The 24,020-nt window shown below is 64.0% G+C and carries 16 protein-coding genes and 2 pseudogenes; 7 read left to right on the forward strand and 11 right to left on the reverse strand.

Translation table 11 applies throughout. From position 1 onward, the window contains the following. Window positions 1-102: 102 nt before the first annotated feature. Both HCN51_RS44595 and HCN51_RS58520 read right to left on the reverse strand, forming a co-directional pair. On the reverse strand, window positions 103-1,005 hold the full coding sequence (locus tag HCN51_RS44595) for a restriction endonuclease (protein WP_206068610.1): 903 nt from the start codon (window positions 1,003-1,005) through the stop codon (window positions 103-105). A gap of 72 nt (window positions 1,006-1,077) precedes the next feature. Further along, a complete protein-coding gene (locus tag HCN51_RS58520) occupies window positions 1,078-2,235 on the reverse strand; it encodes an HNH endonuclease (RefSeq protein ID WP_206068611.1) in 1,158 nt (385 codons plus the stop codon). A gap of 388 nt (window positions 2,236-2,623) precedes the next feature. Here HCN51_RS58520 and HCN51_RS44605 point away from each other — a divergent pair, with 388 nt between their 5' ends. Further along, window positions 2,624-4,612 carry a DUF6571 family protein gene (locus HCN51_RS44605; protein WP_168018033.1) on the forward strand — a complete coding sequence of 663 codons (1,989 nt, stop codon included), beginning with the start codon at window positions 2,624-2,626 and terminating at the stop codon, window positions 4,610-4,612. Here HCN51_RS44605 and HCN51_RS44610 read toward each other — a convergent pair. Beyond that, window positions 4,578-5,033 carry a hypothetical protein gene (locus HCN51_RS44610; protein ID WP_168018034.1) on the reverse strand — a complete coding sequence of 152 codons (456 nt, stop codon included), beginning with the start codon at window positions 5,031-5,033 and terminating at the stop codon, window positions 4,578-4,580. The genes HCN51_RS44605 and HCN51_RS44610 overlap by 35 nt on opposite strands. A 595-nt stretch (window positions 5,034-5,628) precedes the next feature. Between HCN51_RS44610 and HCN51_RS44615 the strand changes: the two genes are divergently transcribed. Continuing rightward, window positions 5,629-6,198, forward strand: coding sequence for a hypothetical protein (locus HCN51_RS44615; protein WP_168018035.1), 570 nt, complete (start codon window positions 5,629-5,631; stop codon window positions 6,196-6,198). A gap of 856 nt (window positions 6,199-7,054) precedes the next feature. Here the strand turns inward: HCN51_RS44615 and HCN51_RS44620 are convergent. The 4 genes and pseudogenes from HCN51_RS44620 to HCN51_RS44635 form a co-directional block, all read right to left on the reverse strand. Beyond that, window positions 7,055-7,498 (reverse strand): GAF domain-containing protein, encoded by a 444-nt coding sequence (locus tag HCN51_RS44620; protein WP_168018036.1) that lies wholly within the window; start codon window positions 7,496-7,498, stop codon window positions 7,055-7,057. A 2,324-nt stretch (window positions 7,499-9,822) separates the two neighbouring features. Beyond that, window positions 9,823-11,049, reverse strand: a complete 1,227-nt coding sequence (locus HCN51_RS44625; RefSeq protein ID WP_168018037.1) for an IS110 family RNA-guided transposase — start codon at window positions 11,047-11,049, stop codon at window positions 9,823-9,825. A 510-nt stretch (window positions 11,050-11,559) separates the two neighbouring features. Continuing rightward, window positions 11,560-11,649 (reverse strand): annotated as a pseudogene (locus HCN51_RS44630) (IS5/IS1182 family transposase); the annotation flags it as partial. Between the two features lie 34 nt (window positions 11,650-11,683). Continuing rightward, a complete protein-coding gene (locus HCN51_RS44635) occupies window positions 11,684-14,710 on the reverse strand; it encodes a P-loop NTPase fold protein (protein WP_168018038.1) in 3,027 nt (1,008 codons plus the stop codon). A 199-nt stretch (window positions 14,711-14,909) separates the two neighbouring features. Between HCN51_RS44635 and HCN51_RS44640 the strand changes: the two genes are divergently transcribed. From HCN51_RS44640 to HCN51_RS44650, 3 genes are all read left to right on the forward strand, one after another. Then, window positions 14,910-15,350 carry a hypothetical protein gene (locus HCN51_RS44640; RefSeq protein WP_168018039.1) on the forward strand — a complete coding sequence of 147 codons (441 nt, stop codon included), beginning with the start codon at window positions 14,910-14,912 and terminating at the stop codon, window positions 15,348-15,350. A 161-nt stretch (window positions 15,351-15,511) separates the two neighbouring features. Then, on the forward strand, window positions 15,512-15,889 hold the full coding sequence (locus tag HCN51_RS44645) for a hypothetical protein (protein WP_168018040.1): 378 nt from the start codon (window positions 15,512-15,514) through the stop codon (window positions 15,887-15,889). After that, window positions 15,886-17,982, forward strand: coding sequence for a hypothetical protein (locus HCN51_RS44650; protein WP_168018041.1), 2,097 nt, complete (start codon window positions 15,886-15,888; stop codon window positions 17,980-17,982). Before HCN51_RS44645 ends, HCN51_RS44650 begins: the two co-directional genes overlap by 4 nt. Window positions 17,983-18,705: 723 nt before the next feature. Here HCN51_RS44650 and HCN51_RS60490 read toward each other — a convergent pair. From HCN51_RS60490 to HCN51_RS44660, 3 genes and pseudogenes are all read right to left on the reverse strand, one after another. Continuing rightward, window positions 18,706-18,973 (reverse strand): annotated as a pseudogene (locus tag HCN51_RS60490) (helix-turn-helix domain-containing protein); the annotation flags it as partial. A gap of 152 nt (window positions 18,974-19,125) precedes the next feature. Continuing rightward, the gene (locus HCN51_RS44655; protein ID WP_168018042.1) at window positions 19,126-19,866 is read right to left on the reverse strand and encodes a hypothetical protein; all 741 of its coding nucleotides are present in this window, start codon (window positions 19,864-19,866) and stop codon (window positions 19,126-19,128) included. A gap of 6 nt (window positions 19,867-19,872) precedes the next feature. Then, window positions 19,873-22,041 carry a hypothetical protein gene (locus HCN51_RS44660; protein WP_168018043.1) on the reverse strand — a complete coding sequence of 723 codons (2,169 nt, stop codon included), beginning with the start codon at window positions 22,039-22,041 and terminating at the stop codon, window positions 19,873-19,875. 215 nt (window positions 22,042-22,256) lie between these two features. Here HCN51_RS44660 and HCN51_RS44665 point away from each other — a divergent pair, with 215 nt between their 5' ends. Together HCN51_RS44665 and HCN51_RS44670 are read left to right on the forward strand one after the other, a co-directional pair. Then, on the forward strand, window positions 22,257-22,532 hold the full coding sequence (locus HCN51_RS44665; RefSeq protein ID WP_168018044.1) for a hypothetical protein: 276 nt from the start codon (window positions 22,257-22,259) through the stop codon (window positions 22,530-22,532). Between the two features lie 29 nt (window positions 22,533-22,561). After that, entirely contained in the window at window positions 22,562-23,047 is a 486-nt protein-coding gene (locus HCN51_RS44670) for a hypothetical protein (protein WP_168018045.1), read from the forward strand. A gap of 299 nt (window positions 23,048-23,346) precedes the next feature. Here the strand turns inward: HCN51_RS44670 and HCN51_RS44675 are convergent. Then, a partial coding sequence (locus tag HCN51_RS44675) for a hypothetical protein (protein WP_206068612.1) occupies window positions 23,347-24,020 on the reverse strand: 674 nt, incomplete at its 5' end.

Below are 24,020 nucleotides of genomic sequence, written 5' to 3' on the forward strand. Positions count from 1 at the left end.
GGAACGACGACGGCCCCGGCCAAGCCGGGGCCGTCTCTCTGCGCTCGACGTTTCGTCTGTCGTTGCTCAACCTCCACGGCTCGGGAGACTCCTGATGAGCTGTCACATCCCTTGGAGGAAGTCCGTGTCGATCACCACGTCCTCTACCTGGCGAATCGTGGTGGTGACTCCGATGCCGTACTCCTTGAGCAGGTCACAGAGCTGATCACCATCGATGAGATCGATGGGTATGGCTCCATCGCGAGTGGCCTCCTTCTTGGCGGGCTCGGTGAACGTTCCCGTTGTGATCATCAATCCGCGGTCACCACGACCGCTCAACGCGCCGCGGAAAGCTTGCACTTCGGGTGCGCCCACGGCCTGGCGGTAACGCTTGCACTGGAAGAAGACCGGAAAGCTGACGAGCGAGATCCGGTACTTCCCCCAGCCGTCGATGCCGCCATCGCCGGAAAGCTTGGTGACGTGGGTGTTGTAGAAGCCGGCCTCGCGCAGGAGTCGCTGCGACAGCCGCTCGAAGGCGTCCGGGGACATCGCCACCAGGGCCTCACGGAGAACCTCCCGCCAGGCTTCCTGCCCAGACTCCACAGCGCTGCTGTCGGGGAGCGGCAGCTCATCCTCCAGAGGAGCGACCGCTTCCTGTGCCGGCTCGGTGGCCTGGTTGCTCTCCTGTCGCGACCGATTTCGGGCGGTCTGCTGGTAGTCCCTGTGGAGCTTGTCGATCTCGTCGAGTCGTACCGTGCGGCCGTACTCGGTGAGAGACCACACCCGCCTACTGTTGGTGAGGAGCCCCATGCCCTTGAGATAACTCCGCGCCCACCCGATCCGCTCCTCCAGGAGGCTCTTCGAGCCCTTGTTGTTGAGGATGGCCTGTTGTTCCTCCGAGAACCGCTCGCTCTCGATGACCTTGGAGCTGATCTCGGCGATCGACCCGGAGCCGTCGAGGGCTCGGACGGCTGTGAGGGTGGGCCATAAAAGGTCTTTGTACGTGGGCACCGTGGGGTCCGTCACAGGCGGATCATGACAGAGAGATACGACGAGTTCCATCGCAACCTGAACACTCGTCACCAACAGCGTTATGGGTCAGTACAGATTGCGGTGGTACGTCAGGTATTGCCGATCGACCTCGTGGCCAGGAACGGTTCGCAAGGTGCCCCTCGATTCGCGCGTGAGTCGGTTGATCACCGTGAAGTCGTCCTCGATGATGATGGCGCCCTGGTCGAAGAGCACGTGGTCGTTTGGGCATAGGCAAAGGAGATTGCCTGCCACGTCGTGGCCGTCGTGCGGGCTGCCGAGCGGGCGGATATGCGCTCCCTCAGCGTACGGGCCGTGGGGGAGGAGCAGCCGGACTCCGCACATCTGGCAGGTGTGATCGTGCAGGCTCTTGATCAGCCGCGATAGCGCGTTGTCGCGGACGATCCGTTTGACCGTGGTCGGGCGACGTCCCGGTGTACGGGCCTCGTCGTCGGGTGGTGGGAGCGGCTCTGCGTCGTTGTCGTCCAGGCCGACGCGTATGAGCAGCGCATTCTGATCCTCGTCCGGGAAGTACTTGTCCAGAAGGTACGCGCTCGCCTGAGACCGTACCGCCTGGTCCTGGGTTACGAGGTCGTACACCCACTCGCGTAGGCCGGAGACCGGTTGATTGCGGTTCATCCATGCCAGAGGTGGGCTGCCGCTGAGGCGAGGAGGCTCCGAGTGGTCGGGCAGCGTCCATAACCCGAAGTGGGTGAGTTTCAAGATCGGGTATTCGGGGATGGGTCGGTCGCCGGGTAGGCCGAACTCTCGGATGAGGGCACTGATCTCGGCTCGTGTGGCGTCCCAGGGAACAAGGCGTTCCGCCTGGTGTGCGGCTCGGCCGAGGGCCCACAGGAGGGTGAGCGGCTGGTGACGCTTGGGGCGGCCGTTCGAGACGGCGGTGTCGAGAGTTCTGATCTTCTCCAGGAATGCCGCGGCAGGCGATGCGTCTTGGCGGGGGCCGAGGAGGAACCCGAGGTGGCCCAGAACCCTGGCGACCGTTGCAGCCCCGCCAGAGAACTCCGATGCGCGAAGCGCGCGCCCGTCGACGCCTCGGTGTGCCACGCCGGCGATCGCCTTGGAGTCGTACCGGCGTCCGTTGTGGATGATGAAGTAGTCGCGTGCTTCGCGGTAGCCGTACCGCTCGAGGAAGGCATCGCGGCCAAGCTGGTCGTACTTCTCGATGGCCGCCAGGACCATCTCGCGATCAAGGTCGGATAAAGCCATTGGATCACGATATGTCGGAGACAGCCGTAATGTTGGAAGGCGGGCCTGTGTGCCAGATGGTTCGCCCTGTGCAGCGCGCAAGGGGACGCGGGTGCGGCATGTCACGCGAGCAGCGTGAGTAATCGCCTGCCTCCAGCGCGACGGGTCGCCTTACACGATCATGCGTACCGTGTCCGACTGGGTGAGGAGTGCTCAATCACTCCCGCCCGGGGGCGGCGGCTGGACAAGCGTGTCGTCAGACTATGCCGAACTGGTCAATCGATGCCGGTATGGCCGGTCCTGCCCCTACCCTGAGGGCGCTGCCAACAGGCGGGAGGCGATCGTGGGAATGATGCCGCCGGGTACCGGTCCCTTATCCCCTGACTACAGTGGCCTCGACCCCGATCTCATGGACACGTTCATCACCACGTTCAAGAGCGGTGGAGACCGTGTCGGTGAGGAGGCCGGGGCGCTGCGCCGGCTGTTGCAGCAGGCGAGGCTGACCACGGCGGATCTGCAACCGCTCGCCGCCACCTTGTTGTGGCTGGAGGTGAAGCTGCCGGAGCTGCGCCGCCGCGCCCAGGCCGCCAGGGCGGCGAACGCCTTGACCCCGTGGCGGACCGGTCTGCTGCCGTTGGACGAGAGCCGGCTCATGTCACAGAGCGAGGCCAGGAAGAAGGGGGCGGAGCTGGCCGAGCGGTTCAACGACGCGAAGTCGGGTCCCGGATCGCTCATGCAGCGGCCCTACGATGACGAGCTTCGTGCGCTAATCGCCGAGCTTGACGCCCATCGCGACGATCCCGATTTCACTGCGGCGTTCTTCGCCGGGCTGGGTGTCAAGGGCACGCTCGGCATTGTCGGCAAGCTGCGGGCGGGCATGCGCGATCCGGAGAAGGCGATCGATGTGGTCAGCCGCGCTTTCGGCACCGCGGTGCGCGGCGGGGACGTCGTCTCGCGCGGGTACGGTGAGCGGTCCGGCGTGTTCACGGGTACGGATGTGCCGGGCTTCGCCAAGCTCAAGGAAGAGCTCGCGCGGGGACCGGGCGAGCCTGGCGATCGCTCGCTGGGCTGGCTGCTGCGGGCGGGGGACTTTCCACCCGAGTGGCTGGCCAAGGTGGTCAAGGCGCACGCGCTGACACCGGACAGCCGACTCCAGGGCAAGGAGATGGCGGGATATCTCGATGCGCTGGGCAACAATCCCGCCGCCGCCCGGCTGGCCCTGGCCGCGCTGCGGAAGGACGGCGTACCGCTGTCCGCGCTGCTGCGCGACCTCGCCTGGCGGACCCGAAGAGAGGCGTCCTCTGGCCCCGAGGCGGCGAATGCCTTCGGGCGGATGCTCGCGGCCGCGGCAGGCGCCTACGACGAGAAAGACGGGGCGCACTCTGCCGAATCGGCGAGATTCGCCTTCGATCTCATGCGAGCCCTGCCCGAGCTCGCCAATACCACCGCGGCCGAGCGGCGGCAGGGGATCCCGCCCGTGGACTTCGACGATGCCACCAGGAAGCACCTGGCCGAGATCGCCGGCGCGTATGCCACGGAGATCACCGAGGGGGCGAACCTGGGCGACACGAACCGTACGCAGGGCAGCGCCTTCGGGCCGGTGGATACGGTCGTGCCGGGACTGAAGCCCGCCTTCCGGCTGTCGCCGGAGGAGACGTACGCGTTCCTGAAGCTGTTCGCGAACTCTCCGGCCACCATCGCGCCGTTCGAAGAGGGCATGGGCAGATTGACTGATCGGCTCATGACCGCGGCGGCTCAGGTGAACGGTAAGCAGGGCATCGACCACCTGGAACGCGTGATGAAGGCGCTCGGATACACCGCAGGAATGCAGTTCGCCGCCGAACGAGCGGTGCAAGGCCTGCTCGACGTACGGGATGAGGAGTTCCGCGAACAGCAGGCCGCCAAGCTCGGGTTCTTCATCAACGTAGCGGGGGCGCCCGTGGCGTTGCAGGGGCAGCCGCTGTGGATCGCGGTGAGCACGATCGCGGGAGCCATGCTCAACAGCCTGACCGAGGTCGACAAGACCCGGCTGGACGCTCTGGACGACAAGACCAGGCTGGCTGCGCTGGCGAGAGGAAGGTGGCTGGTGGACACGTTGATGGCTGAAGGGTTCAAGCCGCAGGTGTCGGCGGCGGACGAACGGTTCAACTCACCGCCGATCGTCGACGAGAACGGACAGCTGTTGCCCTTCGAAAAGATCGCTCAGAGCAAGGAAGCGCTCCGGAACCTGAACAACTGGCTGATCGCCAATGGATCCGGCTCGACCGACAAGAGCCGCATCGGGGAGGCGACGAACCAGTTGGACGTGATGTTCCGCGGAGCCAAGGACGCCGCCGCAGACGCATGGAAGCGATTCGATGAACTCAGCCGGGCAGAAGGCAGTCCGTCTCGCCACTGATGACCATGGTGTGCTTGGCCGGTGACGACAGCACGATATGCGTCCTGAACTCCTTGTTGACGAGATCCTGCATCGTGGGCTGTCCGGGTGCATTCAGCTCGTATTCGGCGACGAGATCGAGGGCGCCGACCATGACCAGGAGCATCGAGTTCGGGTCCCCTGAGCCGATGTCATTCCTTGCTGTGGCCGCGTACGTGCGTTTGACCTTCCCCTCGCTGCACGGGATGTCCTTACCACCCGGATCCGTGACCTTAACGTCCTTGGCTTGAGCGCCTTCAAAAGTCCGGGTGATGTGCTCCTTGAGCGTCGCGCCCGCTTCGGCGGCCGTGGGGACCTCGGGATCCTCCGTCCCTCCGCACCCGGCCAGCACGAAAAGCGCGATAAGGGGCGCCGATATCGCGCGCCATGCCGGATTCGTCATTGATTTTCCTCCGAAGGCAGGCCAGCCTTCGGACAAGTCTCATAATGTTCGATAGGTCACTGCAAGCCATTCAACGAATTCGTCTGGGAAGCCGATGGCTCCGGTACCCAATCCGCGCCATGCGGAATTACAGCAGCTCATCGCCCAGGTCAGGGCGCATGTGGACCGATTGGAGACGGCGCTCGATCCCGTCTGTAACCAGTTTGAGGGGCAGGCCATCTGGGTCGGTCGCACCGCTCAGGGCTTCGCCAGAGAGTTGACCGGGCATCGCACTCGGGTGCGAGCGGTGGCACGGGCGGTTCTCGCGACACTCGAAGAGGAGATGCGTCGCACACCATCGGAGGTGTCGCCAGGCGAGGCCAAGAGCCCATAGCAGCCGCATCGGATGCGGGAGCCCTCATCTTCACGAGCGCAGGAACACTTGTACGGGCTTACAACCTGCTCGGCCCGAGCCTCTTCGCCGCACGAGGCTGAGCCTGGATCCACGGCTAGAAATCTGATGGATGTGTTGTGAAATGCGGCGAGGTGCCCTCTGACCTGGGAAGATTGGAGTTCTCTACGCTTCAATCAGCCAGCTCAGGAAGGCACCTCGTAAGTGCGATTCTCCCACGCCGCGAGCAACACTCATGCGATCTTCGATGAAGAGCATCTGATCTCCTACGGCGGGCTGGCCCCAGCGCTGCGGCTAGCTGAGCGGGCGGGCCTGGAGCGCCTGGTCGGCGAGCATGTGGCCCCGGCAGCGGCGGACGGAGCGAACGCTCCTGCGAAGATCGCCTCGATCGTGGCCGGGATGGCCTGCGGCGCCGACAGCATCGACGGCCTGGACGCCCTGCGGCACGGCGGGATGGGCAAGCTGTTCGACCACATCCGCGCCCCGTCCACGCTGGGATCGTTCCTGCGCGCCTTCACCTGGGGCAACGTACGCCAGCTGGACACGGTCGCCTGGCAGATGCTCGCCGCGCTGGCCCGGCACACGCCACTGCTGCCCGGCGCTGACGTGCTGGCCTTCCTGGACATCGACTCGATGCAGCGGCGCACCTACGGCTATGCCAAGCAGGGCTCCGGCTTCGGCCATACGAAGATCCAGGGCAAGAGTGTGCTGGTCCGCGGCCTGAACGTGCAGGCCGTCACCCTGTCCACGCCGCTGGACTCAACGCCGACCTGATCGACGGGCCGCTCGCCCACCTGCCCTCAGGAAAGTTCGCCGCCAAAGGCCCGTGGGTTCCACGTCAAGCGGCTCGTCCGGCTCCGGTCGAGCCCGCTCGACCACCACCCACCCCTCGTGCTCCGCCTTGATGGTGCGCAGATGCTCGTCCGGCCACAGGCCCGGCTCTTTGTCGATGGTTCGATGGCAGCTCGGGCACAGCAACATGAGGTTGCCAAGGCCATCGACTTCTGGCGGCCTGGCCGCCTCCCGCCCTCGTTTGTACACCGAGGAATCGGCCGCTCTAATGGCAGGCAGGATGCACAGACAGGAACCAGAAAGCAGTTCCTCGATCAGAGGACAGGCTTATGCGCAGGTCAAGCCACCCTGTCCGACTACTCGGAAAGCGAAGATTCCGATCTATCTGAGGTGCTACGTTCTAGTGTGGAACCCGATGTCGGAGCGCTTTAATGATCGCAATCTCTGAGAAGGGGAGCGATGTAACCATGTGAGCACAGAAGCTGCACTAACTCCGATGAACCCGCCTGCGACGGCAGCCAGCCATGACTGGTCTAGCAGGACAGATCCGACTATTGCTGCGGCTCCAACCAGGGCAGCTACCAGGCTAGATGCCAGTATTCTGACTTGAGGCAGTAGATCGTTCGCTTCGCGTCGCGCGAGATCAGCATGAGCAGTCCTGAGCGCATCCTCGTATGCTGACTTAAAATACGGGGCGTCTAGGGAGGCGTCTTGCTGCTCGATCCACTGAATTGCCTCCTGCTCCACGACTTTCTCAACTCTCGGCTCTAACTGGTGCCCCATGTTCACATCCTTAGAGTCGATGTCTACCTCATTGTGTGCCCAAGACGCCAACATATCAAGCCCCTTCTGGCATGAGGGCCAGCCCAGATCCTAGAAGATTAGCAAGCATTCGCATTATCTGAACATCGCGTTCTCCGAAAGAGTTTGGGGCCGGAGAATCGATGGAGAGCGCACCATATTGCTCGTCACCGGCCGTTACTGAAACGGCTATGAAGGTCCGATAGCTCCGTCCGGTTTGCATTCCCTCGGGCGCTTTTTCGAGGATGTCATCATATTGAGCAAATTTACCGGATCTCACAAGTCGGAACATGGCTTCGCCTGCAATGTCTGAACTCTCGTTTTTGAATACAGTATCAGAAGGTTCTGCGCGCCCTTCCTGGCTGTTGAATGAAACGGGCTTCATGACATCTCCTGATATTTTAAAGAAGACGCATCGTGCTTTTGGGGAACCGGTCAGGAGGATCGCAGCGGTAACAACGGCATGCTGGAGGCTTCCCATAAGCTCCTGCTTCTTGTCTTTCGTCTTCTCGGCGGCCAGTTGCCCGAGAAGATGAACAGCAGGAGCTAGTGCTGTCCTGACGGCCAGGATTGACCGGATTCCACGTCCTCCTGGGCGCGCTTTGCGCGTGCGGTCCTGACTTCATTGATAATAGAGGCCGCAATAGGGCCAAGGGCTCCCACGCAAGCTAAGATCAAGTTCCTGCTCTGGTTCTCGCCACCCTGTCCGCCCAATGCTCCGAAAACGATCATCAGGAACGTGCCACTGATGGTCAATGCCCACGCAATGAGGCTGGGCAGGAGCGCAACGAGCTTGGACTTCTTTGCAAGGGCTTCGGGCACAGACAACTCCGAAAAGGCCAGGCCGCTCAGGATCACCGAGGCCTGAGCGCGGGGGTGCGCCTTGACGCGCTTGCAGATCCTAGCCGAGGCTTCGTTGCCTACAAAGTGAGCGAAACCAGAACTACCGTGTCGTTATTGAATCGATCGTTCATGTCGGTCGGTTCTTCACAGTAATTGCCGAACCGCTCAAATGGCTCGTTGGCGTCACAAGTTGTGCAAATGGGTAATATCGCACACGTTTTTGTCTGTCCGATAGTGAGGCTAGAGGCGGACCGGATGCCACTGCCCGGGCACGTCAACTTGCCGACCCCAGAGTTGTTCCGCTGCGTCCCGCATCTGATGCATCTGGCGTGGGAAGAATTTGCCGATAACATGATTTTCGCATATCCCGAATTCCGAATATACGCTGCCCGAGTCGGCTTCGTCTCGTGAGTGGCCAGATCCGCTGCCTCGGCTGCGGGCCAAGGACATCTGCCGGCTGCTGAACAGCGAAGCCGATCACACCCACACCGAGAGCCTGCGCGCCAAACTCAAGCATATGGTCGCTCGAGGCGTCCTCACCGAACCCGAACCCGGCCTATTCACGCTGCCCCGACCGGGTCACGACGCATAGAAAACGCTGCCAAACTCAGACCGGACGGAGGTTCACAGAACGCCCTCTAACATGCTGATAGCGCGGCTGGCCGGACGAGAGAATTGGTCGCAGATCGTCTTTGCTAAGGCCTGCGGACGAGACCCGGCCTTCAGGCGGACGGCCGGGGTGCGCAAGCAAGACCGTCCGCAGATGGGCACTCCCACCGCTCGCGCCTCCGGGATCGCGGCTCTACCGATTGTCGTGGACAGCGGCAAGCGGTACGCCTCGAGCGAGTGTGGGACGTCCAGTAGCGTGGACGCCCCACCCGTGACGTCAGAGTCAGAGCATCGCGGCCAGAGCCTCCCTGTTCACCCATACCACGAACAACACAATTACGATGATGACGGTCCGCACGTAGCGGCCCCAAGGCTCGGGGATTGAGGCCGAGCCGGTAAGTCGAATAGTGATCACGTTCTGTCCCTTCAGGTAGTGCACCAACGGATTCAGTGCCGGACCTGCCAAGACGCCCGCGGCAAGCTAGACTGGCAACGCTCAATTGCAAGTTGGTTGCCGCGGGACGAGCAGGTCCGGCCGTAACGACTTGTATGATCCCCGGCACCTCACCGTGCCGGGGATCTTGTCGTTACAGCCCATGAGGCTACTCCTTTACCGACGCGCTGGGAGGCCATTCGCTCACTTTGAGCCAATACCTTCGGCATGCCTGGATATCAGGCTCTGATGTGCGGCTATGCAGTAAGGAGATAGAGCGATCATTTCGATGCGGTCATTTAGTGTTCCAAGATCGCGACTTTCTATATAGGAAGTTCAAGCGTCTTATGCCGGACCAGGGGAAGAAAGTAAGCATCCTGCACCTTTTTGCTCGGCGAGAAGCGTACAGCCATTGAATGCCTGAGTCCCTCGGCTGGGTTCGCGTCGGGTGAAAGCTTCGAAGTTCGGGCTCGTAGCGGACGCTGCTGGAGGTGGCACATCGAGTCCGGCCCGGTGGCGAATCAGCCGCGGAGATCTCCGGTTCTACCTGTCGGCGATCCGCAGTCTCCCGCGTGGGTGCGCTAGGTCGCCAGATGCCAGGAAAGGGACGTAGGTAGCTGCTCCAGCCGTACGTGTTGCTGTGTGTGTGGTTGTAAGTGCATTTGTGAAACTGCAGGTCGGAGGCGCTTCTGAGGATCTTCCAAGCGCCATCAGGGATCGAGGCGCAGAGAAAGCTCTTCGCGCTGCTGTGACGAAACTTGGGTCCCGACCATCGCGCGGCGGCGAACAGTAGATGGGCAGACGGGATCGGTGGCGCGGTCGTGATGGTGTGACCGGCCACTGACCTGCGGGATTTCAGGCTGCCGGTTCCTGTGGTTGATCGGGTTCGGGGTGATCTGCTGGGCCGGGACCAGGTGCGATCAGGGTGACCTGGTAGCCGAGACGTTCCAGAGTCTTTTGGTAGCGGGTGGCCAGATAGTGGGCCTGGCGGGCTTCGCGCCGGTCGTAGAAGTCGCCACCGTCTTCGCGGTAGTCCTCGCCTCGAGCCATGACCACCCAGCAGACGCGTAGCAGCGTGTGGGCGGTGGCGACCGCGGCCTTCTTGGCGTGCTGCTTGCCGAAGCGGCGTACCAGGCGGCGCAGCCGGGCTCCGATCCTGGATCGGGTGCGGGAGGTGCCCCAGGCGGCTTCGACCATGGGGGCTTTGAGGTGTTTGTTGCCCTTACGGGTGGTGGCTCTCCGGCGTTTACCCGCTGACTCCCGGTTGCCGGGGCCAGCCCGGCCCAGGCGGCCAGCTGTTCGGGGGCAGGGAAGCGGGACATGTCCGCGCCGGTCTCGGCGACGATCACCTCGGCGGTGCGCCGTCCGATCCCAACGATGGTCATCAGCCGGGTGATGACCGGCTCGAAGACGGTGGCGGCTTCGGCGACCAGGCCGTCGAGTTCGGTGATCTTGCCGGTGGTGTGGTCGTAGGCGTCCAGATGCAGGCGGCACATGGCGGCGTGGGTGTCGGTGAAGCGCCCGTCGCAGGCCGCGACCAGATCCTCGTGTTTGTGCCGCAGGACGCCGCGGGCCAGGCCTGCCAGCACGTGCGGGTCGCGTTCTCCGGCGATCAGCGCTTCGATCATGTCCCGGCCGGAGAGGCACAGCAGTTTGGAGGTGACGGAGTCGATTTTGATCCCGGCGTCCTCCAGCACCTTGGCCAGCCGCTGTCCCTCACTCGTGCGGACCTCGATGAGTTTCTTGCGGTAGCGGGTGCGGTGCCGCAGTGCCGCCACGTTCTGGGCGGGGATGAAGCTCGGCCGTAGCAGGCCGAATTGGTGCAGTTCGGCGATCCATTGGCAGTCACGGATGTCGGTTTTGCGACCCGGGACGCTCTTGAGGTGCTCGGCGTTGGCCACGCACAGCTCGATCCGGCCCGTCTGGGCCAGCGCATGGTAGACGGGCCACCAGTAGACGCCGGTCGATTCCATCGCCACGTCGGTGACACCGAGCTCGACCAGTTCGGCGGCCATTTTCTGCAGCGCCCGCCAGAAGGTGCGGTAGCTCCGGATGAACGGCCGGTGTTCGCCGGGCAGCCGGATGGCCACCCATAAGATCTTTTTGTGCACGTCGATCCCGGCCACCGCCGGGTGGACGACCTCCATTGCGCCTCCGTGCTCTGCCCCCGAGGATGGATGAGGTGCGTCGTCCGCGGAGCCCGCGACAACATCGAGATGCTGTGACACGCGCTCGTAGCGGCAATCCGGGGTACCTACCGGGCAGGCTCCAGCGTCAGTCTTTAGAACGGCCTCGCAGGTCCAAGCGAGTACGACGTCAGCGGGCGACGCACCCCAAGTTTCACTTATCCGAGGGCGCCACGAAGTGGCATGGGGTCTTAGGAGAGCTCCAGCAACAACGAGTCCAGATTGTCTAAAGATGTGTGGATATGTGGGCGCGCTCGACGTTCATCGGGCTGTTTGAGGTAGGTCTCCTACGGGTGCCGGCACGATGGGTGTTCAAGCAGGTCAGGGTCATGTTGAGAGCAGGAAATCACAAGGCGCTCCCGCTCTTCAGATGCGGGTGTCTTCAGACCGTGAGCCATTTGATGAGCTGGCGGGCCAGCCACACCACCGTTCGCTCCACCACCCAGTGAAGTCGTTCCAGGAATTAGCCGAGGTGACGTCGTTGCGGTTGGCACCGGTCAAGATCACCGCGAGCGGGATGCCGGTGGCCTCGGTGATCAAGTGATGCTTGCTGCCGGCCCTGGTGAATCTGCTGAGCTCACAATCTCAGGCCAACCTAAAGCCCCGCGTCGAGGAACGCCTCGGCGTCCGGGGGCAGACTGCTCCGGCCATAGCATCGCGCGATCGACTCGAGGGGAACTTTCGAGCCGTCCGGTCGTGTTAACAGCTGCTCCAGCCGACGATCTGTGCCGGTCTCCTCTGCGAGCTTGCGCCTGACCGCCGATAGGTCCTCGCCAGCTCTGACCGCTCTCAACAGGTTGGGATAGCTCACGTAGAGAATCGCAGCCCGAGCCATGGTGTCGAGCGTTTCCGTATGTCCGGTGCAGCTCTGGACGGCCAGCAGCATCCCCCACGCGTTGGCGATCCGCTTGATCATCCGAGGGTTTGGCGGAAGCACCTCGTGATAGGCGGCGAGCAGATGCCGCGCACGGTCCTCTGCGGCGGCCGCCGTGGCCTCGGCCTGGACCCGGGAGACTTCTGCCGCCAGTCGGTCACGACGGTCAAGGTCGGGATGATCGATGGCCTCCTGCAAATCCGCATTGCGGTGGCCCAGGTGTGCTGCGGCATCCAATGCGCTCGCCACCCGTTCCTGCGCCTCACGTGAGCGCCGGGCGGTCAGGTGGTTCGCTGAGCTCCGTTGGCTGTCCCGTGCGGAGAAGCCCGTGGCCAGATCGATCATCCGCTGCGTCTGGACGACGGAGAGCTCAGGGATCAGAACGCTGTGATCGAAGATCTTGTGCAGAAAATCGCCGCCCAACCGAGTCTCCGGTCGCGCATCTTTGAAACTCTCAAACACATCGACGAATGCGGATCGCAGCCAGTCGCCATCGGCTAGGACGAGGACCAGCAGCGGTGCGGGGCTGGACCAGCGTCTGACCAGGCTAGGGTCCGCAGGCGCGCGCATGAGTGTGTGCACAGACCGCATCAACTGCACGACCCGTTCCGCCTCGCACCGGTCCAGCTCGTCTACGACAAGCAGCAGGGGCCTGCGTGTATGGGCCTTAGCGAGGCTCATCGACCAGAAGACGTGGTCGGCGAGGACGATCGTTGCGAGCAGCAACGGTTCCCAAAGAAGCTCCCACAGCGGAACCACGGTTGCCGCTGCAGACAGGACCGGCACGCTGGCGCAGGCCGTGAACACGATCCGCAGGGCACCATGCCTGCGCGGATGACGCACGGCGTACCAGCTAAGATATGCCGTGCCCGCGACCGTTGACGCCACAACTAACGTGAGACCGTGCGGGCGCTGCGCCGAATAGTGGTGGATCGCCAGGCCCGCCGCGAGCCACGCCACACTGACGGCGACCAAGTTACCGGTGGTGTTGTCGGCGGCTCGCTGCGCCGCGGGGGAGCGCGGGCTCCACCGCCGCAGCCATGCAATCATCGCGATGACCGAGCCCAAGGGGTTCTCCTCGGTTCGCAGGTGCAGCCGCCCAAGGGCGGGCGCGGACCAGAACAGAGCTCTAGCCAGGGTCGACGACAGCACCGCAGCCGCGGACAGGGCGGTCACTCCGGTCGCGAGGCTCTTTAACTCGCTACTGACCTTCCCGGAGGCGAGCAGGTACGCCGTCACCAGGAAGATGATCGTGGACGATACGGCGACCGGCGAGCGTACGAACCGGGCGAGGCCGCCGAACACCGTCATGGCCATCCGGGTCCAGCCCGCTCTCGCGTGGCGAACTGCCCTGTTCAACGCCGTCGAGAGCGACCACCAGTCCGGAGCAACGACGCTTTCCCGCCAGGCATCGTAGCCCGCCACCACCGGCATGAGCAGCTCGCGCGCCGGCATGCGGACAAACCTGCCGGGGCTCTGCCCGCTGGCGCCGAGTCTCTTCCTAAGTAGCTGCACGAGCGTGCTCTTCCCGGAGCCCCACGGCCCGTCGACGTGAACTACGACTACGTCGTTGCGGGGGTCGGCGGAGAGCTGCTCGTAAATGCCGATGATGTGCGCCGCGAGGATCTGCCGCTCGAGCTGGTCCTCCACGAACACCGAATCGATTGTCGCTGCAGCCGGGGTAGTGCCGCGTACCTTGGATCCCGGGCCCGGCTGACCGGTGGCTGCGACAATCTCCCGGAAGGTTGCGGGCTGCTCTTCGGCAGGAGTATCAATCGGCCAGATCACGATGCTACCGTCGTCGCTGCCGGAGACGACGACCATCCCTGTGGCGACCTCCAGCGTGACAACGGTCCACACCCAGTCCTTGTGCGCTCGCATCGGGCTGCAGATCTCTGCGGCGAATTCCAGATGCCAGACTCGCACGGTGCTGTCGTATCCGCCGGTGACCAGCAGATGGCGCCGAGAGGGCGCCCCGGCGATTGCCTGCACTCGGTCCTCGTGACCGGTCAGGCACACCGACAGCAGCTCGCCGGTGCTCGCGTCCCACAATCGGACGGCTTTGTCGAAGCCACCAGACGCGATGACGGACCTGCCTTCGCGCTGTCCGACCGCCAGCGCGCGAACCGCTCCTTCGTGCCCGGTCATCGGGTCGCCGATGGGAGCGCCGGATGCGGCGCTCCAGCGGCGGACCGTTCCATCGTGTGCCGCGGAGATGATGATGTCCTCGCCGTCAGCGGTGCCGAAGGCCAGCGCCTGTATCCGGTCCGTGTGCCCTTCAGACGGCGAGCCGAGCGCCTCACCACTGATCGCATCCCATCGCCGGATCACCGCATCGTTACCGGCTGACGCGATCAGCGACCCGCTGGCGGCTTGGCCCATCACGACGCTTCGCAAAGGCCCCTGGTGACCGGTGAGGGGCTCGCCGAGCGCGTTCCCGGTGGCCGCGTCCCACCGGTGGATCCGGCTGTCGTACCCGACCGACGCGATCAGGCTCCGGCCCTGAGCCTGTCCGAGGAACACACTCCGCACCCACCCCTGGTGTCCCATGAGTGGCGCGCCGATTGGCTCGCCGGTGAGCGGATTCCACATCCGAACCAGCGCGTCATACCCGCCCGATACAACGACCGGTTCGGCGCCGACAAAACCGGCGGAAACGCCCATTACGGGGGCGGAATGCGCTGCTAGTATCCGAAGGCCCTCACTGCCATTCTGGTTCGGATTTGCGCTCGACGATTCCAAGGCCATAGAAGCCTCCGTCGCGATGTTGATAGCGGCGGTTCGGTAGCTACCTGAAGACGAGGGTATCTGAACCGAGGTTGGCGTTGAAATAGTTCCCGACAGGCTGAACCACGCCAAGGCCGCGATCGCGGACGGTAGGCACGGCGCCCTGTTCTCCGCGAACTTCCTGACCGATCTGGGCCTCACCGGTGGCATAGAGATGGGCATGAGACTCGACGGCACCACCGCGCTCACGGAGGCGGTGCGCTATTACGAGCACGCCATGGACCAGGCGAACATGACGTTCGTCCGCGACCCGAGCCTCGGCGAACTGGCGGGCACGTTGTACGCGGAGGCACTCACGCCCTGGCCGCTGCCGAACTCGCTGGAGGTGGTGGCCGACGATCACACCTGGCGGCGGCTCAAGGAGCAGCAGGGAGTGGTCCTCTACGAGCGATCCGGCGCCTCCACCGTCACGCTGCATAGCGGGCGTGACAGGTGGCAGCTCGACACCGCGAATGGTTGGTGGTGGCTGGAGCAGGACAGCCCGCCAGGAAAGAGTCGTAAGACCTCTGAGATCTTCGAGGCTTGGCTCACCCGGGAGAGAACCCCTGAGGGTGTGCAACGAGGTCTGTGCCCGGCCCTGCTCGCCCGCATGCCGCTGTGACGCGCACTCGGTCATCACGGCGAATGTCGCCAGGCGTTCCATATGCCGCTGGCACCAGCCGCCGATCGTCGTGGGCCACATTCCCAAGAGCGGATAGCAGCGTGACGACGGCTACAAGGCCCACCTGGCTGTCGAGCCGGAGACCGGCCTGTTCACGGGCCGTGGCCCTGCGCCCTGGTGCCGGAGCCGCCCACCACGAGACCGCCGTCGCCCCCGGCCTGCTGGCCGGTGAACACGGGCCGCTGCAGATCCTTGCCGATGCCGCCTACGACGCCGTCGGACTACGCGCCGCCCTGACCACCGCCGGGCACCGGCTGCTGATCAAACCGTCCGCGCTCAAGCCCGTCATGATCGGCGGGTTCACCCTGGACGACTTCGCCATCGACACCGCCGCCGGCACGGTCACCTGTCACGTCGGCCACGCCGTCCCGCTTGCCGCACCAGGTGGCCGTCTCAGCATGGCAACGTCAGCCGGGATTGCCGGCATTGGGTCGGTCGGTCTTCGATGGGACGGTGGCGATAGAGGCGAATTTCGGTGAGCTTCGCGGCGCGGAACGCGCGCTGCTGGCGGCCTTTTGTGCGCGGTGAATGGCTGGATCTGCGTACCGGAGAGGCCAAGGGGGGCGATCCGGCTCGTGGGGAGTCGTGGAGCCTGGCGCGAACGGTCAGGGCTGAGGTGGTCAGGGCGCTGCTCTTGGGGGTGGCCGAGGCCGAACCTGGTTGGTCGCCGGCGATCAGGTTGCGGGGCGCCCGCGTCGTCGGGCGGCTCGACCTCATGGGAGCGACAGTCGAGTATCCGCTGTCGTGCGAAGGGTGCTCCTTCGATAGCGAATTACGCCTGGTCGAAGCGACCACGAAGACGGTCAGGATCGTCGACAGTAGCCTGTCCGGCTTCAATGGAGCCCGGATGCGGCTGGACGGGATTCTCAACTTCTACCGCAGTATCGTCTCCGGTGGGATCAGGCTGGACCGGGCGTGCGTGCTCGGTGATGTCTCGCTGCGCGCGGCGGTGGTGGGCCCGCACTCCTCCGGCGTCGCGGTGGCCGCCGACGGGCTCAATGTGGACGGCAGCTTGGAACTCGACCAGGGCTTGCGCGCGGATGGCCCGGTGGTGCTGCGTGGGCTGCGTGTAACGGGCTCGGTCACCCTGGAGGACGCCGTCCTCCACGGCGCCCCAACCCGCCCAGACTCGGGCGCGGAGGCCTCCCCAGAGGTCGCCTATGCTGCGGCGGTCGGCGACTCCTACGCGTTGAATGCCGACAACGCCGTAGTCGAGGGCCGCCTCATCGCCGACCGGCTGCGAGCCGATGGCGGTGTGCGTCTGATGAACGCTCACATCGGTGCCAGTCTCAGGTTGAACGGCGCCAGACTGGACGGCCGTGCCGGTGCGGCGTTGAGCGGCGGCGGGCTGGCCGTGAACGGCGGTGTCTGGTGTATGGAAGGGTTCGCGGCCTCTGGTGAGATCCGCCTGGTCGGCGCTCGGCTGGATGCGAACCTGTGCCTGACGGGCGCGGACTTGCGTAACGAGGATGGTCCTTGCCTGACACTCGACCGCGCGTCCATCGGCTCCCTCGATGCTTCGGGCGTGACCGTGGCAGCCGGCCGGATCAGCCTCGTCGGCACCACGGTGGGCGGTGGCCTTCTCCTGGAGGGCGCGCACCTGGACAACGGCCGCGACATCTGTCTGCAGGTCGACAGTTCTACCTTCGAAGGGCCACTGCGATTGCGCTACCTACGGGCCCGCGGTGAGGTGCGCATCCGCAACAGCCGTACCTCCGGCCGGGTCCTGCTCGGCGACGCCGTACTCGACAATCCGGGCGCCGTTGCACTGCGCTTCACCCGTAACGAGGTCGGCTCGGATGTCGTGTGCGGCGGCATGACGGCCCACGGTGAAGTCCGCTTCGTCGACACCCAGATCACGCTCGACCTGAACCTTGAGGGCGCCGTGCTCGCCAATCCCGGCAGCGCCGCGCTCGACGCGCGTGGGCTGCAGGCCGCCGAGCTTGCCCTTCTACCGGGGCGCGATGTCGACGGAGCGGTCATCCTTGAACGCGTCCGTGTGGCACTGCTGCGCGACGATCCTGCGCGTTGGCCCCGTCCGCTGCGTGTCAACGGGCTGACATACACGGTGCTGGAGCCGCGGTGTTTCGCGCGTGAGCGGGTACGCTGGCTCTCCGGCAAGGAATTCCACCCGCAGCCGTACGAGCAGCTCGCCGCCTCCTACGTTTCCGAGGGCCAGCATGATGAGGCCCGTGCCGTCCTGTACGCGAAGGAACGGCGTCAGCAGCATGATCGCGTGCTGCTCGGCCGGGTGTGGGGCCTTCTGCAGGACGTCACGGTCGGCTTCGGCTACAAGCCGTGGCGGGCGGCCACTTGGCTCGTTGTCCTGCTGGCCATCGGCGGTGTCATCTACTCGGTGTCGCCTCCGCCACCGCTGAAGCCGGGCGAGTCACCGCACTTCAACGCCGTGATCTATGCCCTTGATCTGCTGCTTCCCATCGGGGATCTGGGCCAGCAATCGGCGTTCAACCCAGGAGGAGCGACGCAGTGGCTGACTTACGGGCTGATCGCGGCTGGCTGGGTGCTGGCGACCACCGTTGTTGCCGGAGCGGCCCGCGTACTGGGCCGGTGAGTGTGAACTTCAAGCGGAGGTTACGCACGTATTTGGAACGATCAGGCTGGCTGCGTTCGCCCCATGACGCGCGGCCGGAAGCGGGTACCGGCGAACGTGGCGACCTAAATCGTGGCCCGACCTGGGGAAACGCCAGCAAGATCATCCCGCGTATGTCCCCTGATCATGGTCTTACGACTGCATGCGGACGCCGCCTGCTGCCTACCAAGGGCGTAAAAACAAAGACCTGCGGCTGTGAAACCGCAGGTCAGGTACCTGAAATGCCGATCTAGGTGAGTGCCCCCGGCAGGATTCGAACCTGCGGCACCCGCTTTAGGAGAGCTCCAGTCATTTCGAGCCCAACATATCCACTGATGGGCGATATGCGGTTGTACTCGGATGTTCACCGGCTCCTCGACCAGGACCTCCCATCGTCCATCGCTTGACGGGCGTTTGTGCTGGTCAAGGTGATATTCGCGACGAGAACCCTGCGAGGCGGTACCGCTCTTCAGATGCGGGTGCCTGTTTATATCCGGCCGTGACCGAGGCCGATCACTGTAGCCGTTCAGTCGTGATGATTTGGCAGGCGGATTCATATCGGGTGGGCCGGTGACGGCTGCTCATGGCGAGTCCCGACACTCTACCTCAGCGCCACACATTACTGTCCGTGCTTGAAGAGGGTTCCTGTCGATCTGAACCGCGCCGGGTTTGTTGGAGTCTCCACCGAATCCGGGGGCGGTTCAGCAGCCCGTCCCGCTTGCCCTTGCGCAGCGCCTGACCGAGCTTGGGCGAGCGGGCCGACAGGAGCGCGACCGTCTCCTCCACGTACCGTCACGCGGTCGCCGGCGACACCGCGAACCCGGCCCGAGCTCGGTGAACGTTTCGCCCTGCGTAGGTAGACCAGCACCAGCAGCGCCTGCCGGCCGGGGTTCAGTCGCCGCCAGGCCGACCCGATCGCCTTACGATGGCGCCGGATCCTCCCGGCCACGTACTTCAGCGTTTGGGGCGACAAATCGACGGCGGCACGATACCTGAAGTACTGGTTGCGACGGTGTGGGTTGTAGTGGTCAACCCGTCTATCAGGAGCTTCTTCATGTCACCGGCCGAACACTGGCGTTACGATCATGCTGTGACCAGGACAGCCGCCACGGAGCTTGAAAAGCTTCAGCGGTCCTCAGACAGGTGCATTGCTCGTGAGAGTGCTTCCGACTGCTCGGCTGTGCCCAAGGTGTTGATAGCAGTAGAAAAAACTTTTAGCAAATCTTTGCGCCCGCTCTCGGTGAGGCTATTGACGAAGTCGGTCAGGACCTGAGCAATGACCACCCAGCGAGATTCTGGGTTCCATTCATTGACCCGCCGGACCATCTCGTCAATGTTCACGTCCTTCACCGGCCCGCCGGCACGTTGCGGAACGTCGAGCAACGTGTACACATAGGCGGACGCAGGATCGGCGAAAATCACCTCGCGCAGGAAGTCCGCTCGCGCCTTGACCTGCCTGCGCGCGAGCTTATCTAGTTCTTGCTCATGCAGCAGTCTCTCTATCTGCTTGGCAGCGTTTATGGTTTCTTCATCAGCCTTCAAGGTCACACTAGCCCGAAGGACTTCGAATCCTTCGCCCTGCACGGGCAATATGTTGCGCAACATCGCATCGGTTTTCTCTTCGGCGTCCTGCGTGCGCAAGACGCTCGTCTCTTTGACTGTTGCTGCCACGATTTCGCGAACTGTGCGTGCGATCATACGTGGAGTGGCGAGCGCACCTGGCGCGAAGAGATCGCGCCGCCATTCGATGCGGATGCGGACATCGAAGGCTAGCCCGGCGTTCGCGGTATCCAGCCGGTCCATGAAGACACCGACCAACGTCGGCGCAGCTTCGGCCGTGCGTGCGCGCCGATGCAGGAACTCCATATCGGCTTATGGTTCCTCGTCGACGGTGTACTGGTGCAATTGTTGTTGCACTGATGCGCTCAAGTCGTTATCAAGCAGCTGGGAAAGCCGGGCGTACATCGTTTCTCGCTGCTCTCGTAGTGTCGGTTCACCCTCTTGTGACCACGCCACCACGTAGGTGCGTAGGCGATCACGTCGCCGCTGGGATCCTTCCGGGCCGCGCGGCGCGACCGCCTGCCGCAAGGAGCCCAATATGGGTTCTCCTAGCCTCTCGTCGTGGAGTGCGGCTGACATCCACAGCCGTACCGCGTCCTTGGCTTCTGCCGACTGCGCGGAGCCTGGCTCCTGATCAAGCAGCGTTGTCCAGCCGATAGGCAGCATGCCCACGGTGCGATCCCGCTCTTGCTCATCGCTGCTGTCCAGCAGGAGCGGCAGGGAAGGGTCGGTGGGGCTGGGGGCGCTGGCGAGGGCGGCGAACGCCTGATGCCCGCCGGCACCCTCCTCGCCTGGCTCACGGCACCAGTTCGTGATGAACTCCAGAAGCGCTTGACGCAGGTGAGCTTCGGCCCACAGCTTACGAACCGTCACTCGCAACGTAGCGGTTACCTGTGTGTCAGGGGGCGTGGCGGCCTTCTTCAGCCGTCGGAACGCCTTGACCGTGTGCACCTGACCGAAGTCGCTAGCGCATACGGCGATGACGGCCGTCTGTAGTGCCGGACGATCGCTCTTGGACCAGTTCAAGAGCATCTCGTGCAGGTAGGAGGACGTTTCTTGCGCTGCTGCGCTGGATAGCAACTCGATCAGGACGTTCCACATGCGCCTGGTTCGGCTCTCGGCCTGCGAGGTGTGCCAGGCGGCGGCCAGGGCGCTGAGGGGTTCCTGCCGCCGGTGGCGTACGGCCCAGCGAAGGGCGAAGGAGACGATGCGTTGTGCCAGCGCCTCGCGCTCCTGCTGGGTGAGGCCTTCCAGCGCCTCCTGGCGGTCTTTAATGGGAGCTTCGGCAAGCCATGTGAGGAATGGTCGCCTAGCCAGGGGGCGGTCGGTCCAGAAGTACTCCAGGACCGCGTCATCCCACCCGGGCCTGACGAAAGTGATCGTCCCCTTCTCAGTTACTTCGCCTTCTACCGTGTCGAGCAGTTCGATGACCCCGGGTGAGGACTGTCCGCTGGTCGAGAGCTCTGCCTTCTCTTTGAACGTGGTGCTGAGGGCTGCGGCGCTGGCGTACACGTTCGCGACGGGAGCGCCGCGGAGCACGGACGCGGCGAGAAGGAAGTTGCGTTCGACGCTTGTCCGTCCTTCTGCCCTGTGCCATTCGAGGAGCTTGCCTCTCCAGTTGCGGCGAGCCTCGGTCACCTCGGTCACCAGCTTATGGAATTCGGCACGTCCTTCATCGGTGTCAGCCTGATAGTTGGGCTGCTCCAACGAATAACCGAGCGTTTTCCTGTGCGCCGACATGATGAGGTCGACGATCTGCAGAGTGTCCGTGGGAGTCCCGCCGCGCAGGAGCTTCTGAATCTCTGCGTTATTGAGCCAAAGCTGGCGGGGGAGGTTTGGCTCTTCGGCGGCCAGCCAACTCGCTGCGATCCCGGACGGAGCCACGATGCTGACTGCGGGTGCGACCCCCTCGGGAGCACCCATGCTGATACGACGCCATTGCTGCGGGTAAGTGAGAACAATGAGCCGATTGTCCAGGCTTCTCAGCTCATTCGTAAGAGTGTGGATTCGGCTTCCAAACTGCGGTGAAACCTGGTACTCCGACTCCTCCTCATCGGCTGGCAGCACCAGCAGAAAACCCTGGTTCTTCTCGTGCGGTAGCCGCCGGATAGGAAAGTCGCTCGCTCCACCGTATCGGAGCGTCCGCACCTGCCTAGTCAGCCCTTCGTCTTGGAGACGGGCCAGCAGAGCATAGGCGAGAGTGGTACGGCCCGCATTCGGGGGCAGGTTCAGCACAAGTACGGAGCCCGGAGCGCGCAGATGATTGAACAGATCGTCAAAGTTATCCGGTTCGGCGAATACCGCCGTTACCGCCGTGAGAAGGGGTTGCTCGATCTCATCATGATCCACCGGGTGCTCGACGACCTGCTTCACGGCGATCATTTCGCCGTAGTTGTACAAGGCATGCTGGCGAAATCCGGTAAGGAGATCACGGATGCCTGGGTCCAGGCGAAGTCCTTCGAGATGTGGCGAATCGACCATGTGACCTTCCCCCCCACGAAATCTTGATGTCACCATACGACGCAGATCATGAAGTGGGTAGACCGTTCCAGGAATCTGTGCCGTCCTCGCTGGCGGGTTAGCATCGCGGTAGTCAGGAAGTCTCAGGAGGCGACGTGAGTAGTCGGTGGAGGCCTGGACTGATCGCGGGTGGCTCTGTCCTGTGTGGTGTCACCGCGGGTGTCCTGACGAATCTGGTGACAAGCGCATGGAGCTGGGCGCTGGCGGCGGCCCTGGCGGTGACGGTGGTCTGCTGGATCGTGCTGGAGATCGTCAGAGCCGGTCAGGAAAGTGCAACGAGTCCGGTGACTGTGACGCAGAAGGTGCGGCGAGTCGCGGGCCGCCTCCTCGGCATACGAGGCGATGCCAGCGGCGTTGTGCGGCAGCGCATCGGCACGGTGACCGAAAACGGGGAAGTCATCGGCTACGAAGGTAACCACAACGGCGGAGCCGGGGAAAGAGAGACGCGGTGAGGCTAGGCGATCTACCGTCGGAGACTTTGATGCGCGGCGGCCAGGACCTTAGTACCTTCGCCTTGGAAGTTCTTCGGGCCGAGGGCCAAGAAGAGGTCGAGGTGCTGCTTCCTGAGACCGCAGTCGTTGCCGGGGCACCACGCCGTGTCCTGCTGCTGAGTGCTCACGTTGAGATCGCTCGCGCCACGCTCCGGAGCCTACGTAGCGCTATACGCGATGCGCTTGACATCCACGAGCGGCACCAGCTCTCCTCGGCCGAGGAGGCCGACTTCGCCGTGCTTGTTGATTCTTTGCGCCGGATTCTGGAGGGATTGTTCAAGCAGCCGCTCGCCTTGCTTGGGGAGGAGCGGGAGGAGGCCACGACGCTGACCGTCAAGCAGACCGTCAACCAGGTACGAGGAACTCTCACAGGCATTCGGGCGCCTTGGGCTCGAGGGCTCGCCGGGGGAGTCGAACAGAAGATCAAGGTCATCGAGCATGGTGGGAGTGTCGTCGGGATCGACCTCACTCCTTGAGTCCTGCTCTTGAGAGTCCACGACTGATCACAGTCGACATCGGCGCTGCCGCAGGCAGTGCCTGCTCCTTTAGGACAGCGCGGTATTGCCGGACCTCCGAATAGGTTGCCGCCGGTAGGCTGCCGATTACGGTAGCTGCTGGAGAGTCGTCGCGGCGCGGTTTCAGAAGTCAACGCAGGAAAGAAGCGGTACCGCCTGGCCGGGTGCGGCGCCGGGAGATCCGGCACTGCTTCCCACCGCGGGTGTGCCCGGCGGTGAAGTCCCGCGTCGATCCCGTTAGTCCGTCGCCCGTTCTTCATCTATACGTTGCAATACACCTCGAAACCGGCATTCGCGATCTCGCGGAGATAGACCTCGGTACTGGCCAGGAGTTCCATCTGCTTACGGCTGGCTCTGGTCTGGCTCATGCCAGGCTGCGCGATGGCGATGGTGAGGTGCGGCTTACGAGTCCTGGCTGTGTCCCGCAAGCGGAGGAGTCTTTCGGAGGTGCCGGCCTCGATGCCGCTATGACCGTATTTCCTCTGCCTGTTCCGGGCGCGGTTGATCAGGGTGGTCAGCATGGCGGTAATGTCGCGGCGATAGGCGGCTGACTTGTTGGCCTGGCCGCACACTTCGTAGAGATCTTCTACCCGTGCGCCTGCCTGCGGCTCCGATGAGTACTTGCAGTGCACGAGCAGGATGTGCAGCTCGCGCTCCGTCTCGCGGAGAGCGACGATGTCGGCGACCTCGCCGGAGCCGTCGTCATCGACGACCACGTCCCAGGGGCCACGCGCCAGGACCACTTGGATCATCCGTGCTTGGATGGAGTCGGCGTCGCGGGTGCGTCCCTGCGACTCCTTGGTGATGTCGATGCCCGTCCAGTCCGGTACTTGAAGCCGGGCGGAATCGAAGGGTGGGATGTCGCGTACGGGATGCAGGAGGCGGGCGGGCGCGCAGACAAGGGCGTCGTTCTCGAAGAGGACCTGGAGCACAT

The organism is Nonomuraea composti (assembly GCF_012034275.1).
In the GTDB taxonomy this organism is placed as follows: Bacteria; Actinomycetota; Actinomycetes; order Streptosporangiales; family Streptosporangiaceae; genus Nonomuraea; species Nonomuraea composti.

Coding starts and splice junctions, on each gene's coding strand:
- HCN51_RS58520 (WP_206068611.1), bottom strand. CDS start 2,235: ATGGCTTTATCCGACCTTGATCGCGAGATGGTCCTGGCGGCCATCGAG.
- HCN51_RS44605 (WP_168018033.1), top strand. CDS start 2,624: ATGGACACGTTCATCACCACGTTCAAGAGCGGTGGAGACCGTGTCGGT.
- HCN51_RS44610 (WP_168018034.1), bottom strand. CDS start 5,033: ATGACGAATCCGGCATGGCGCGCGATATCGGCGCCCCTTATCGCGCTT.
- HCN51_RS44620 (WP_168018036.1), bottom strand. CDS start 7,498: ATGGGAAGCCTCCAGCATGCCGTTGTTACCGCTGCGATCCTCCTGACC.
- HCN51_RS44625 (WP_168018037.1), bottom strand. CDS start 11,049: ATGGAGGTCGTCCACCCGGCGGTGGCCGGGATCGACGTGCACAAAAAG.
- HCN51_RS44635 (WP_168018038.1), bottom strand. CDS start 14,710: ATGGCCTTGGAATCGTCGAGCGCAAATCCGAACCAGAATGGCAGTGAG.
- HCN51_RS44640 (WP_168018039.1), top strand. CDS start 14,910: ATGAGACTCGACGGCACCACCGCGCTCACGGAGGCGGTGCGCTATTAC.
- HCN51_RS44655 (WP_168018042.1), bottom strand. CDS start 19,866: ATGGAGTTCCTGCATCGGCGCGCACGCACGGCCGAAGCTGCGCCGACG.
- HCN51_RS44660 (WP_168018043.1), bottom strand. CDS start 22,041: ATGGTCGATTCGCCACATCTCGAAGGACTTCGCCTGGACCCAGGCATC.
- HCN51_RS44670 (WP_168018045.1), top strand. CDS start 22,562: ATGCGCGGCGGCCAGGACCTTAGTACCTTCGCCTTGGAAGTTCTTCGG.